General features: G+C 37.5%; 15 protein-coding genes. 7 read left to right on the forward strand and 8 right to left on the reverse strand.

From position 1 onward, the window contains the following. The first annotated feature begins 165 nt into the window (after positions 1–165). On the forward strand, positions 166–252 hold the full coding sequence (locus tag ACJ2A9_RS09790) for a YjcZ family sporulation protein (protein WP_441421848.1): 87 nt from the start codon (positions 166–168) through the stop codon (positions 250–252). Between the two features lie 69 nt (positions 253–321). Here the strand turns inward: ACJ2A9_RS09790 and ACJ2A9_RS09795 are convergent, their stop codons facing one another. The 3 genes from ACJ2A9_RS09795 to ACJ2A9_RS09805 are packed head-to-tail and all read right to left on the reverse strand — an operon-like array spanning position 322 to position 2,251. Then, a complete protein-coding gene (locus tag ACJ2A9_RS09795) occupies positions 322–582 on the reverse strand; it encodes a DUF2524 family protein (RefSeq protein ID WP_441421468.1) in 261 nt (86 codons plus the stop codon). Between the two features lie 60 nt (positions 583–642). Beyond that, positions 643–1,572, reverse strand: coding sequence for a ribonuclease Z (gene rnz, locus ACJ2A9_RS09800; protein ID WP_441421469.1), 930 nt, complete (start codon positions 1,570–1,572; stop codon positions 643–645). A gap of 34 nt (positions 1,573–1,606) precedes the next feature. After that, on the reverse strand, positions 1,607–2,251 hold the full coding sequence (locus ACJ2A9_RS09805) for an HD domain-containing protein (protein ID WP_441421470.1): 645 nt from the start codon (positions 2,249–2,251) through the stop codon (positions 1,607–1,609). A 355-nt stretch (positions 2,252–2,606) separates the two neighbouring features. Here ACJ2A9_RS09805 and ACJ2A9_RS09810 point away from each other — a divergent pair, with 355 nt between their 5' ends. Together ACJ2A9_RS09810 and ACJ2A9_RS09815 are read left to right on the forward strand one after the other, a co-directional pair. Further along, positions 2,607–3,620: a 2-oxoacid:acceptor oxidoreductase family protein gene (locus tag ACJ2A9_RS09810; protein WP_441421471.1), complete on the forward strand. Its 1,014-nt coding sequence runs from the start codon at positions 2,607–2,609 to the stop codon at positions 3,618–3,620. After that, on the forward strand, positions 3,620–5,914 hold the full coding sequence (locus tag ACJ2A9_RS09815) for a thiamine pyrophosphate-dependent enzyme (protein WP_441421472.1): 2,295 nt from the start codon (positions 3,620–3,622) through the stop codon (positions 5,912–5,914). The genes ACJ2A9_RS09810 and ACJ2A9_RS09815 overlap by 1 nt, the downstream gene beginning before the upstream one ends. Positions 5,915–6,036: 122 nt before the next feature. Here the strand turns inward: ACJ2A9_RS09815 and ACJ2A9_RS09820 are convergent, their stop codons facing one another. From ACJ2A9_RS09820 to ACJ2A9_RS09835, 4 genes are all read right to left on the reverse strand, one after another. After that, positions 6,037–6,336: a hypothetical protein gene (locus tag ACJ2A9_RS09820; RefSeq protein WP_441421473.1), complete on the reverse strand. Its 300-nt coding sequence runs from the start codon at positions 6,334–6,336 to the stop codon at positions 6,037–6,039. Positions 6,337–6,507: 171 nt separating this feature from the next. Continuing rightward, on the reverse strand, positions 6,508–6,978 hold the full coding sequence (locus ACJ2A9_RS09825) for a divergent PAP2 family protein (RefSeq protein WP_441421474.1): 471 nt from the start codon (positions 6,976–6,978) through the stop codon (positions 6,508–6,510). A gap of 94 nt (positions 6,979–7,072) precedes the next feature. Next, positions 7,073–7,573, reverse strand: coding sequence for a thioredoxin domain-containing protein (locus ACJ2A9_RS09830; protein WP_441421475.1), 501 nt, complete (start codon positions 7,571–7,573; stop codon positions 7,073–7,075). Between the two features lie 181 nt (positions 7,574–7,754). Continuing rightward, positions 7,755–7,928, reverse strand: coding sequence for a hypothetical protein (locus ACJ2A9_RS09835; protein ID WP_441421476.1), 174 nt, complete (start codon positions 7,926–7,928; stop codon positions 7,755–7,757). Positions 7,929–8,217: 289 nt separating this feature from the next. On the opposite strand from ACJ2A9_RS09835, the gene ACJ2A9_RS09840 reads away from it, so the two are divergent. Beyond that, positions 8,218–8,634 carry a DUF202 domain-containing protein gene (locus tag ACJ2A9_RS09840; RefSeq protein WP_441421477.1) on the forward strand — a complete coding sequence of 139 codons (417 nt, stop codon included), beginning with the start codon at positions 8,218–8,220 and terminating at the stop codon, positions 8,632–8,634. A gap of 123 nt (positions 8,635–8,757) precedes the next feature. On the opposite strand, the gene ACJ2A9_RS09845 is transcribed toward ACJ2A9_RS09840, so the two are convergent. Beyond that, on the reverse strand, positions 8,758–9,780 hold the full coding sequence (locus tag ACJ2A9_RS09845; RefSeq protein ID WP_441421478.1) for a DUF4931 domain-containing protein: 1,023 nt from the start codon (positions 9,778–9,780) through the stop codon (positions 8,758–8,760). A gap of 195 nt (positions 9,781–9,975) precedes the next feature. Here ACJ2A9_RS09845 and ACJ2A9_RS09850 point away from each other — a divergent pair, with 195 nt between their 5' ends. The 3 genes from ACJ2A9_RS09850 (at position 9,976) to ACJ2A9_RS09860 (ending at position 12,553) form a co-directional block, all read left to right on the forward strand. After that, positions 9,976–11,484 carry a BCCT family transporter gene (locus ACJ2A9_RS09850; RefSeq protein WP_441421479.1) on the forward strand — a complete coding sequence of 503 codons (1,509 nt, stop codon included), beginning with the start codon at positions 9,976–9,978 and terminating at the stop codon, positions 11,482–11,484. A 190-nt stretch (positions 11,485–11,674) separates the two neighbouring features. Beyond that, positions 11,675–11,905 (forward strand): hypothetical protein, encoded by a 231-nt coding sequence (locus ACJ2A9_RS09855; protein WP_441421480.1) that lies wholly within the window; start codon positions 11,675–11,677, stop codon positions 11,903–11,905. 18 nt (positions 11,906–11,923) lie between these two features. After that, a complete protein-coding gene (locus ACJ2A9_RS09860; RefSeq protein ID WP_441421481.1) occupies positions 11,924–12,553 on the forward strand; it encodes a glycoside hydrolase domain-containing protein in 630 nt (209 codons plus the stop codon). The last annotated feature ends 210 nt before the right edge of the window (positions 12,554–12,763 follow it).

Consider the following 12,763-nt stretch of genomic DNA (forward strand, 5'->3'; position numbering starts at 1 on the left):
TTGTATATCGTACAAGCAATGCTGAAAAATGTAAAGGTTGTTCACTTTTTTAGTCAGGAAATCCACTTTTGCCTATATGATTTACCAGCACAGTTTTTAGCTTGATTAATATGTTAGTTATTGTAAGGTGTTCTACACCACAAATTCTATAGGAGGGATTCGATTATGTCAGGATATCAAGGTGGAGGATTTGTGTTAATCGTAGTGCTGTTCATTTTGTTAGTTATTGTAGGTTCTGCTTACACTTGGTAAAAATCACTATATGCTCAACTAACCAAATAAAAAGCGAGGACAATTATTGTCTTCGCTTTTTTCATATATTTACATTCCTAAAATCATTTCATTTTGCACTTGATGAATTCGTTGTTGCGCCCTTAATAGTTGCTCACGCTGCTCTGGTGTAGCACTTCTTAGAACACTCGCTAACTCTTGACTCATTTCTTCTAGCTGTAATTGAGCTTCGCTGTACTTAACTGGATCACCTTGCTGGACCCTCTTTGAATTTTTATATTGCTCTTCTGCCATTTTGACAACCTGTTGTACTTTTTCTAATTGTTGATTGACCTGTTCATGAGTAGCCAAACCAATCCCTCCTAAAAAGTGTGATCAAGGGTAATTTGGCTTTTTTTGTTCAATTTTATTCTATTTTGTTTCGCGGCGGGGAATCGGATATACAAAATAATCTTTCGCAATCGACGTATTTTGAAAGGTCTCTCTCGCTTCACTCAATAGTTGATCTTCTCTTCCTTCATATCTCGCACTAATATGAGTGAGTATAAGCGCAGCTGCATTTGCTTCAAAAGCAATCGTTGCTGCTTGTTTCGTTGTTGAATGGTAGTATGTATAAGCAAGTTCTTCTTCCTCCATGCTAAACGTTGCTTCATGGACAAATACATCAGCATTTTGCGCTAATAAATGACTCGCTTCAGTTGGACGAGTATCTCCAGCTATAGCAATAACCCTTCCTTTCTTAGGTTGTCCAATAAAATCGTTACCATCTATACATTGCCCATTTTCTAAATGGATCGTTTCTCCGTTTTTTATTTGTTTATAAATCGGTCCAGGAGAAATACCTATTTCTTGCAGTCTTTTTACATCTAATTGACCTGGTTGGTCTCTTTCAACAATTCGGTAGCCAAAGCTTTCAAGACCATGATCTAACTTGTATGCCTTTACAGTGTAATGATCAGTATCAATAATCGTCCCCTCCTCGATCTCATGAATATGCAAGGAGTATTTAATATGCGTACCTGATACAGTAATTGAACAAGTAATAAAATCTTTCAGACCTTTTGGACCATAGATATGCAGCGGTGACTCACCACCTTGAAATGAGCGGCTTCCCAATAATCCCGGCAACCCAAATATATGGTCTCCATGTAAATGTGTAATAAAAATTCGATCCATTTTACTTAATTTAATTGGCGACCGTAAGATTTGCTGCTGTGTTGCTTCACCACAGTCAAACAGCCATGTCCTTCCATTATTTTGTAGAAAACGTAAGGCAATCGCACTTACATTTCGTTTTGTAGAAGGTACACCAGCACCTGTTCCAAGGAAATGTAATTCCAACTTTAATTCCCCCTTTGTTAATATTTACTTAACTTTACGATTTTCCTTCCCATTCCTCCATAAATTCTTCAACAAACTGCTCCATTCTCCGATGACGCTCTTCTGCAAGCTGTTTTGCATAATCCGTATTCATCGTCTCTTTTAATGTAAATAATTTTTCATAAAAGTGATTGATTGCCGTACTTTTCCCTGTACGATATTCCTCCTTCGTCATCTTCTGACGAGGTATAATTTCCGGATCATACATTGGTTGTCCCTTCCAACCAGCATAGGCAAACGTCCTCGCGGCACCAATTGCACCAATCGCATCAAGGCGATCCGCATCTTGAACAACCTTACCCTCAAGTGTCCTCATTGCGCTTTGATTCCCACCTTTAAATGAAATCATTTCAATTATTTCCATTATAACGTCATGATCCTCTTCTGCTACACCATTTTCCATTAACCAATTGGATACCTTCTTCAAACCAGCCTCTTCACTTTCATTAAGCTTTTCATCGGCAACATCATGCAGCAATGCTGCTAATGTACAAATGTATTGATTTGCTCCTTCTTTTTGGGCAATGGTAGTTGCTAATTTTGTCACACGGTAAATATGCCACCAATCATGTCCACTTGAATCACCTTCTAATTGTTCTTTCACAAACAGTTCAGCTTTACCAAGAATATTATCATACATTGTCGACCCCTCCTTTGCACTCGAAACATAAATAGATACCAATTTACATATTATGATATTTCCCTCTATATTTATACAAGTCTTAACGCTTTCATATATAAAAATCTAAATATTCAGAATTGTTTATATAAACTGTTCTATAACATGAAGTATTCTGTATTATAACTAAAAAGTTCACAAAATAGCTATTTAACAACGTTTTCAGAATATTATATAATGTGTATCAGTAATATAAATTACCAACTTTCACCACAAGTGTGATATTTATCACATCATAAGCAATGTATTTTTCATATAATGACGACATATTGATTATTTGTTTTTTAGATTGTTTTTTTAATCGGAGGGGGATATCATGTCTATTTTACCTAAAAAGAATGATTTAGGATTTTTTGAAATTCGTTTAGAATCTATTGGGGGATTAGGAGCTAACCTGGCTGGGAAAATGCTTGCAGAATCTGGAGTTCTTGGTCATGGTTTAAACGGCTCAAACTTCTCATCATACGGCTCTGAGAAAAAAGGGTCACCTGTAAAAAGCTTCGTTCGCTTCTGTGATCCGGACGTAGAAATCCGTGACCATAGTCCAATTGAACAACCACATGTAGTCGGTGTTTTCCATGAAGCATTATATAAAACTGTTGATGTTGTAAGTGGCTTACATTCTGATGGAATTATTCTAGTCAATTCAACTCGTAACTTTGATGACATAAAAAATGATTTAGGTTTAGAGTACGGTACACTTGCTGTTGTTGACGCCCTAAAAATTGCGGTTGAAGAAAAAACAAAAGTAAACACAGCAATGTTAGGCGCATTATTCCGTGTCTGTGAATTCTTAAACCCAGATGAAATGCGCAGCGTTATTACAAAAACATTTGAAAAGAAATATCCGCAATTTGTTGAACCGAACATTCGTACATTTGACCGCGGATTTAATGAAGTTCAATTTAAAACATATGAAGTTCCAGCAGGAGCAAAAGGCAAAGAATTCAGTCGTCCATTACCTAAGCTTGGTTATTTAACACAAGAAATCGGTGGTGTTATGACGGCTCAAGCCAACAGTATTCAAAAGGATTTAAGCGGTTCTCGCGGAGGATTTCTACCAGAATTCGCTCAAGATAAATGTATTAACTGTGCAGCCTGTGATACGGTTTGTCCTGATCTTTGCTTCGTTTGGGAACAAGGTGAAGACAAAAAAGGACGTCCACAAATGTTCTTACAAGGAATTGACTATCAATATTGCAAAGGCTGTTTAAAGTGTGTTGAAGCATGTCCAACTGAAGCATTATCTGACTTACGTGAAATGATCGGCTACGCTGATGACAATAGTGTTAAACAAAAATTTCCATTATTAGCAGGAGGGGTTAATTAATGGCGACTTTAGAAGAAAAATTAACAGTTAAAAATAGACCGGAACAAATTACAACGTTTGAATCTGGAAACGAAATGGCTGCCATGGCAGCGGCTCAAATTAATTATCATGTGATGGGATACTTCCCAATTACTCCGTCAACTGAGGTTGCGCAATATTTAGACCAAATGAAAGCTCGCGGGGAACATGATATTAAATTAATCCCGGCTGATGGTGAGCATGGATCTGCAGGAATCTGTTACGGTGCTGCTGTTACGGGTGCTCGTGTATTTAACGCAACGAGTGCGAATGGTTTCCTATATATGATCGAACAATTACCTGTTCAATCTGGAACTCGCTTTCCAATGGTAATGAACCTTGTTACTCGTGCAGTAAGTGGTCCTTTAGATATTCGCGGTGATCACTCAGACCTTTACTACGGACTAAATACAGGTTGGGTTATCCTAACTGCTCGCACACCTCAAGCTGTATATGATATGAACATTATGGCTCTTAAGCTTGCTGAACACAGCGAAGTTCGTTTGCCGGTAATCGTTGCTTATGATGGATTCTTTACATCACACCAAAAGCGTAAAGTAGATTACTTCGCAGATCGTAAGGTTGTTCAACAATTTGTTGGTGAAGCACCTAAGAACTTCCCGCGTGCCTGTGATCCTGAAAACCCAGTAACAATTGGAGCGCATATGGCTGGTGACGACTTAATTAACAACAACTTCCAACAATCAGAAGCACTTTACCGTGCAGGAGAAGTATTCCAGGAAATTCAAGAAGAATATGCAAAGATTTCTGGACGTGAGTACCCTACTCTTGATCTTTACGGTATGGAAGATGCAGATGTTGCCCTATTCTTACTAAACTCTGCAGCAGAATCTTCAAAAGACGTTGTTGATAAATTACGTGCAAAAGGAATTAAAGCTGGTGTTATTAGCCCGAACATCATTCGCCCGTTCCCATCTGAAGATATTCGCAGGGCACTGAAAAACGTGAAGGCTGTCCTTGTTGGTGAACGTGCAGACTCATACGGTGCAAATGGCGCTAACTTAACTCACGAAATTAAATCAGCTCTTCAAGATGATAAAGAAAACAAAACAATCGTTTTAAGCCGCGTATTTGGTGTTGGTGGTAAAGACTACTATGCAGATGATGCAGAAGCATTCTTCCAAATGGCAATTGATGCAATGGAAAAAGGATATGCTGAAAAACCATTTGATTATTATGGACATGTTCCTGGAAATCCCGAAGTTAAAATGGAGAAAGTCATCAAACCTATGCATGGTGATGCATTTAAGACCGGTTTAATAACAGTAACACAAAACGAAGAAACTGGAAAATTAAATGTCAAAATTCCACCACTTCGTAATTTAACAACGAAACCGAAGCGCTTATCTTCTGGACATGGTGCTTGTCCAGGCTGTGGTATCTTCCCTGGACTTGAATTGTTCTTTAAAGGGATTGAAGGTGACGTTGTTACTCTATTCCAAACGGGTTGTGCTTATGTTACAACAACAGGATATCCGCACAGCTCACATAAGCAAACATTTATTCACAACCTGTTCCAAAGTGGTCCAGCAACATTATCAGGTACGGTCGAAGCATTCTTTGAAATGAAAGACCGTGGCGAAATTCAAGTAGACGATGATTTCACTTTTGTCATGATTACAGGTGATGGTGGTATGGATATCGGTATGGGTTCAGCAATTGGTACTGCTCTTCGCGGCCATAAATTAATCATGCTTGAGTATGATAATGAAGGTTATATGAATACTGGTTCGCAAATGTCTTACTCTACTCCACTTGGTCATATGACAAGTACGTCTGGAGTTGGGAAAGCACAAAAAGGGAAAACGTTCCACCATAAAGATACAGCACAAATTATGGCATCAACAAACATTCCATATGTGTTTACAGCAACGGAAGCATATCCACAAGATCTTGTGAAAAAAGCAGCAAAAGCTCAATGGTATGCCCAAAACGTTGGTACTGTATATGGTAAGCTATTAATTACTTGTCCACTAAACTGGAAATCAGAAGATCGTATGGGAGAGAAAATTATTAAAGCTGCCGTTGATTCTTGCTTCTTCCCTCTTTATGAAATCGAGCAAGGTGAAACAACGATCACTGTTGACCCAGAAGCGAAGAACAAACGTGTTCATGTAACTGAATGGCTGAAATTAATGGGTAAAACAAAGCATCTATTAAAAGAAGAAAATGCTCATTTATTAAAAGAATATGAAGATGAAGTAGAACGTCGCTGGAGAAAGCTAAAAGCAAAACACGAAAGTCCGTTCCTATAAGAATAAAAGAACAGGTGTCTCATCCAAAGAGGCACCTGTTTTTTATATGTACTTCACCATTCTCTTCCTTTTCCAAAAAGAAACAACAGAACAATTCGCTCTGCTGCTTTACAATCATTCAATTATGCAGTAGTCATAAACTCACCTTTATTCACTGCAACGTCCTTTGAAACGGATCTATAAATCTTATAAACTACGATTCCACCTACAATAGAAATGAAAGCGCACAGGCTATTTAAAATAATTGAATGTGTACCATTGTAGATCAATTGAATTGTAAAACATACGCTTGCAAAAGAGAGTCCAGCAACTAAAAAGCTACTAAATAATGCATTTCTTCTTAATCCCCAAAATAAAAGCATAAAAAATGGCAGAACAATCGTTAGTAATCCGAAACAAATTTGGCTCGCAACCCATATCATGCCATATTCCTCCCTTCAATATTCTCAATGTTCACATTTCGTTCACAACTTTGTAATAATTATGTCACAAAAACTTCAAAAATACAACGTTTCATGTTATTGATATTACATCCATTTTTTGCATATAAAAAAGACTACTTAGTATCAATATTTCACTAAGCAGCCAGTAATTTAATATCTACGTTTATTACGATCAAATAAATAGCTCATGAAACCTACAGTTAACCCAAGTAATGCACCACCAGCTACTTCTTCAGGTTGATGACCAATTTTTTCTTTTAGTTCCTTTTCTTTTTTCTCATGATAAACGCCAGGATTCTCTCCTGCCAAAGCCTCGACTTTTTCATCAAGTTCATTCACTCTTACTGACGTTTCTCCGGCATAGCGGCGAACACCTTGGGCATCATACATGACGATTAAGCCAAAAATGACTGATAATGCAAAATCTAGGGACCGAACCCCTAACTTTAAACCAATATATGTAGCTAAAGATGTCACAGCAGCCGAATGAGAACTTGGCATGCCGCCCGATTCAAAAAAAGTTTGCCATTTCCATTGTTTCGTTTCCCGTTGTTTTAATGGTATTTTTAAAAACTGCGCCAGTATTATTGCTAATAATGCTGTAAACACACCTCTACTCACAAGTATCACCTCTCTTATTAGTTTTAAAAAAACTGTTCAATTATATACAAGTAAAAAAAGAATGGCTGCGTACCATTCTTTACACATTAAACAATTACTTTTTATTATTTCCCGGGTCCGCTTTGTATTGTTCATATAACTGGATAATGGTATCAATAAACCCTGGTTGCCCATCATTACCTTCTTTCGGAAAATAAGTACCTGCATAGAACACCTCTTGGTCAGGTGTCAAAAAAACACTTAACGGCCATTTATCTTGTCCTGACATCTTTTTAAATAACGTCATATATTTTGAACTAATTTCTGGACGTTCATCACGGTCTACTTTTATACAAATAAATTTTTCATTTAGTATTGTTGCGATCTCATCAACTTCAAAGCATTCTTGAGTCATGTCTTGACTCAAAGGACAAGTACTATAGCCGATTGATAAAAATACCGGCTTTCCTTCCCGTTTTGCTTTCTCAAATGCTTCCGGTGACCATTCGAGCCAATTGACCGGGTTAGTTTCATGTTGTTTTAAGTAGGGACTTTTTGATTGGATGAGCCAGTTGTAATCGGCTGAATGGCGGTCTTCTTCTAGGTATGATTGCAACACTACACATCTCCTTTTCCTTATATTATTTCATCATTTACTATTTAAAGGTTTACGTCCGTTTTTACAGTTTTAGCGTACCCTGAAATCTTCTCTACAAACAAAAAAGCACTGCTTTACAGCAAGTGCATAGATAGTAGAGGGCTATTTCTATTTCCTGAAAAACGGTCCCTAATGCCAATTAATGTGCGCCATGAAAGATTGGGTCACCTTCAATCGCGTCACGTTCACTTGGCGTTACAAAATAATGATGGATATCATAGTGAGGAACTTCAAATCCCTCATGTCCTTCAGGTAGAAACTCGATATTCGTATGATTGATCAAAGGAGAAGGTAAACCTCTCATTCCATCCAAATCTACTAAACTCTCACCTTTAACAAAAAATTATTTGGCTGGCATTTGTTCAATGAAAACAAGCTTTCCTTGCTCAACCCCATAGATTGGTCCATTTGGCATGCCTACAAGACGAGCCCAATGTTCCCCTATTTGGAGTACACTTGGTGTAATCTGGACAACATCTTTTGATAAGCAATTTAATTTAAAAAACTTTACTTCGGTGTAATATCCTTACAAGTTCTTCACATCCTAATTATTAACAAAGTAAGGTACAGGGCATGAACGTAAGGAGGGTATAGTTTTTCTGATGAAACGAGATCAAGAACTATTACAACATGCGATTCAAGAAGTTCTGCAAATTCAGAAAACGATTCACCAAACCGAGAAAACGAATCAAAATGTTCCTCTTGAATCTGACTATAAAAGCGGAAACCCACCTGTTGAGAATGGGATGACTCCAAGTGATTTGTTCTCCATGCAACGATCAAAATTAACAATAGAACAGTCGAAACTTGCAAATGAACGAACACTATTGGCTTATATTCGTACATCGTTGGCTTTTTTTGCAGCATCTGCATCTCTAATTCAATTTTTTGAAAGCCAAAAATTAGTATTAACAGGTTACTCTCTACTTCCTGTAGGAGCACTTTTTTTGATTATTGGATTTTATAGTTACTCCCGAGCGAAAAAAGCGATAAAATCAACACATTTTATAAAAGAGTAAGTAAGCCAACAGAGGTGACATATTTAATAGATCTCATTAGGATCTAGTCTTATGGAGAATATTACATACGAATGCCAATTTTAATGAGGATGTCTTTTGAGACATCCTCACCTTTTTTCTGCTTTATTGTTTGTTAAATTGTTCGCGAGCCTTCTTCGCAATTTCTTCTGGTATTTTATACGAAAGTGCTTCTTGATGTAACGATTGGAAATAATTAATATCACTTGTTCCTAATTGCCCAATAGTAAGACGCGGTATAAGTTGTCCATGTATTGGCTGTTTTCCATCTGTTTTTGAAACATTTAAGAGCATATTAAAACTTGCCAACCCTTGCTCTGACATAGTAGCGAAGATTGCTTTTAAGCTTCTAGCAAAATCGATCCAATCCTGTTCACTAATTTGCTCTAGTGAAGTGATGTTTGGAAGAACTGTAAGGAAGTCATTATGTGTTTTTGGTGCAAATGCATGCATCCAAGCTACATTCCCCTTCTCTCCAATCCATCTGTCACCCAGTTCTTTTTCTTTATTACATAAATCTACAAAATAGCTCGATCCGTGTTTTTCTATGTAATCGTTTACTAATGTTTTGACACGGTGCTGATATGTTGTTGGCGTTTCAGAAATAATGATATGCATATGCGGATGAAGAATACTTCCACCAGAGTAAGGTAGATAATTCCAGTTAATTGAAGCATATTTTGCTTTTTCATCCTGTTCCATGACACGTTGAATATACGTTTGAGCTGCCATGAAAGCATCTTTCATCATCGTTTCAGTAAATTGCTCCAAGCGTACGTAGTGAGCATCTGAAAAGATAACTACCCCGTTATGTTTGCTGTATGGAAATAGATTAGGAAACAATATTGCTTCTCCTACCGTAATACGGCCATCTTCTGCCACTTCTTTTGGAAACACAGGTGTCATCTTTAAGACATTTTCGGAACAAAACGGGCAATTCTTTCCACCTGTTTTTTCTGCTTCTTTACTATAGTCTGGGGCAGTAAAAGTCATGCCAGGGTCAAAGACTAGTCTTGATGAATCGCCGGTTAATGGGTCAAAGCGAATTTCAGTTTTTCTTTCGATTGTTTTTCCTTCCCCATCAAAAAAGGTAAACCATTCTTCATTTTTTTTAAATTCAATTCCCATTTTATAAACTCCCTTCGAGGAAAAAATCGTTCTTCTTTTCAATTTAATTGTACTGAATTACCAAAAACATTGCTAGTGTTTACCAATTGTACACAAATAAAAAAAGATCCCTATAAAAGAAAAACCTGCGTTATTGCATATAGAAAGATAAATTACAAAAAATAAATAGCAATTGAAAAATAAGGTGGGAATTTTATGAATCTGCGACGTATGAACAATGTATTTTGGATCTCAGCTCTATTTATTTTGGTTCTCGTTATTATAGGTGCTGTATTCCCATTACGTTTTGCTGATGTGGCGAGCCGTGGTCTTGATTTTACTACATATGCTTTTGGTTGGTTTTACCTTATTTCAGTCTTTTTCTTTGTGATTTTTTGCTTGTTTTTAGCGATTAGTAAATATGGCCGAATAAAATTAGGAAGTGATGAAGATAAGCCTGATTTCCCTTTTTTTACTTGGGTTGGAATGTTGTTCAGTGCGGGCTTCGGGGTTGGTTTAGTGTTTTGGGGTATCGCTGAACCGATGAGCCATTTCTTGACTCCTCCTACTTCAGGAGTCGAGCCACTAACACCAGATGCTGCACGCGTAGCAATGAGATACTCCTTTTTCCATTGGGGGGTAAGTCAGTGGTCAGTCTTTGCCATTGTTGGTTTAGCCATTGGTTATTTTCAATTTCGGAAAAAGGATAGTGCATTAATATCAACAACATTAAATCCTCTTATTGGGAAAGAAAATAAAAAGGTCTTACGTAGTACAATTGATATATTAGCAGTCATTGCTACTGTTATGGGGGTAGCAACTTCATTGGGATTGGGGATCTTACAAATAAATGGAGGTCTTCAATCAGTATTTAACTTGCCGCAATCAACAATGGTTCAATTAGTCATCATACTCATTTTGTTAGCTCTTTATTTAACGTCGTCCTCAACTGGCCTCAATCGCGGGATAAAATATTTAAGTAATCTTAACTTAGGGCTAGCTCTAGTCTTGTTATTGTTTGTTTTTATTACTGGCCCTTCTGTTTTTATGCTAAATAGTTTTACTTTGGGACTAGGTGATTATTTACAAAGGTTTGTCGAAATGAGCTTACGTCTTCAGCCGTACCACGGTGGAACATGGGTACGAGATTGGACGATCTTCTATTGGGCTTGGGCAATAGCTTGGTCTCCTTTCGTTGGAGCATTTATTGCCCGTGTTTCCCGCGGACGAACAATAAGAGAATTTGTTTTAGGAGTGCTCATCATTCCTCCACTTATTGCAATAATTTGGATCGCTGTATTTGGAGGTGCAGCTGTAAATTTTGATCTTTTTCAACAAACAAATATTGCGCTTGCCGTTGACAATGATATTACAAGCGCCCTCTTTGTCACATTTGAACAGTTGCCATTCAAGTTATTGCTATCACTGTTATCTATTTTTTTAATCCTTACATTTCTAATTACTTCAGCAGATTCAGCGACATTTGTTCTTGGTATGTTAACTACTGATGGGAACATTAATCCTCCCATCTTCGTAAAAATCGTTTGGGGGGTGTTAATGGCTGCAATCGCTGCTATTCTCCTCCTAAGTAGCGGACTTGAAGGCTTACAGACAGCCTCGCTCATTTCAGCGTTACCCTTTACTGTAATATTGATCATCATGTGTTTTTCGTTATTAAAATCTTTAAAAATTGAAAGAAAAAAATCTCATCCCAAAAAGACATAATTCAAAATTAAACTAAATACGATTGCAGAGAAGTGGATTGGATACGCCCAATCCACTTTTTTATTTCGTTCAGTTAATGTTTTATTTTAATAAATGCCCAATAGCGAACTACCCTATGCAATCGCCTACACGGTAACCCATCTCCCCCAATAGGATATAGCGATGACAAAAAACTAGGGGGACTAGGCATATGTTAGATCGATCTATACAATTTTGGATTCTAATACTAACATATATAGGGGTTTTTTCCACGTTTTACTTTTTCGTCATTCAGGACTATCAACCACCTGAAAAAGTAACTAACATTGATCATGATGCAGAATACAGCAACGACAATAAACAGGAAAACGAAAATAATAATGGTGATAATAATGGCGCTAATTCCAAACAAAAAGACGAAATAAACAATCAGAGTAATTAAACTGAATTTATTTGGGGTGTGGATTCTGCCAGTTTAACTACAGATGAATTTTACCGATGTGTTGTCGATAACTTTGGTGAGCCACAAATTTGGGGACGTTATATGGTTGATAAGGAAGGCGTTTCCTACGGATTAACAGATGAAGAAATTACTCTTTTACACAATAATAACATTATGATCCTGCCAATCTATAATCACTTTGAAGATGCCACAACATATAAAAATGGTGTGGCCCAAGCTGAGCAAGCAATTCAGTTTGCCAAGGAATACGGAATCCCTGAAGGTGTGGCACTTTTTGCTGATATAGAACCAATGTATCCTGTTGATACAGCGTTCATTCAAGGATGGCACGATACGATCATGGCTTCATCCTATGAATCTGGTATCTATGGTGTCTTTTCGGATGATAGTGAGCTAAATACGGCATTCGTTCAAGCTACAGAAGAAAATGAAGAAATAATAGAAAATACAGTCATATGGAGTAACCAGCCACAAATTGGGATAACAACAAAAAGTAATGCCCCTGAATATGATGTATCTGCTCCCGAAGGGTCCCTTGATTGGGGCTGGCAATACGGACTTGACTCTGAAACGTGTAATATCGATACGAATTGGTTTCGAGGAGAAATTACAGATTATCTTTGGTAATTTAGAAAAGCGCAAGCGCCTTGCTCAGCCTGCCCACTACTTGTATTACTTCGATGCTGGCATGCGACGAGTAATCGCAGGAGCAAAGCTACAAGGGAGCTTCACAACCAGTCGCTTCACTGTAGGGCCGACAAAAAGTGTCTCGCCCTTTGGACACGTTTGACGGACCGAAGTAACCTCGAGCGGCTAGGCGATGGAGCTAGACATCTG

This window comes from Anaerobacillus sp. MEB173 (assembly GCF_052119505.1).
In the GTDB taxonomy this organism is placed as follows: domain Bacteria; phylum Bacillota; class Bacilli; order Bacillales; family JBJMAU01; genus JBJMAU01.

Bases quoted from the DNA above. Each gene is read 5' to 3' on its own strand.
- ACJ2A9_RS09850 (WP_441421479.1), top strand. From the start codon at position 9,976: ATGAATCTGCGACGTATGAACAATGTATTTTGGATCTCAGCTCTATTT.
- ACJ2A9_RS09805 (WP_441421470.1), bottom strand. From the start codon at position 2,251: ATGTATGATAATATTCTTGGTAAAGCTGAACTGTTTGTGAAAGAACAA.
- ACJ2A9_RS09810 (WP_441421471.1), top strand. From the start codon at position 2,607: ATGTCTATTTTACCTAAAAAGAATGATTTAGGATTTTTTGAAATTCGT.
- ACJ2A9_RS09845 (WP_441421478.1), bottom strand. From the start codon at position 9,780: ATGGGAATTGAATTTAAAAAAAATGAAGAATGGTTTACCTTTTTTGAT.
- ACJ2A9_RS09855 (WP_441421480.1), top strand. From the start codon at position 11,675: ATGTTAGATCGATCTATACAATTTTGGATTCTAATACTAACATATATA.
- ACJ2A9_RS09840 (WP_441421477.1), top strand. From the start codon at position 8,218: ATGAAACGAGATCAAGAACTATTACAACATGCGATTCAAGAAGTTCTG.
- ACJ2A9_RS09815 (WP_441421472.1), top strand. From the start codon at position 3,620: ATGGCGACTTTAGAAGAAAAATTAACAGTTAAAAATAGACCGGAACAA.
- ACJ2A9_RS09790 (WP_441421848.1), top strand. From the start codon at position 166: ATGTCAGGATATCAAGGTGGAGGATTTGTGTTAATCGTAGTGCTGTTC.
- ACJ2A9_RS09820 (WP_441421473.1), bottom strand. From the start codon at position 6,336: ATGATATGGGTTGCGAGCCAAATTTGTTTCGGATTACTAACGATTGTT.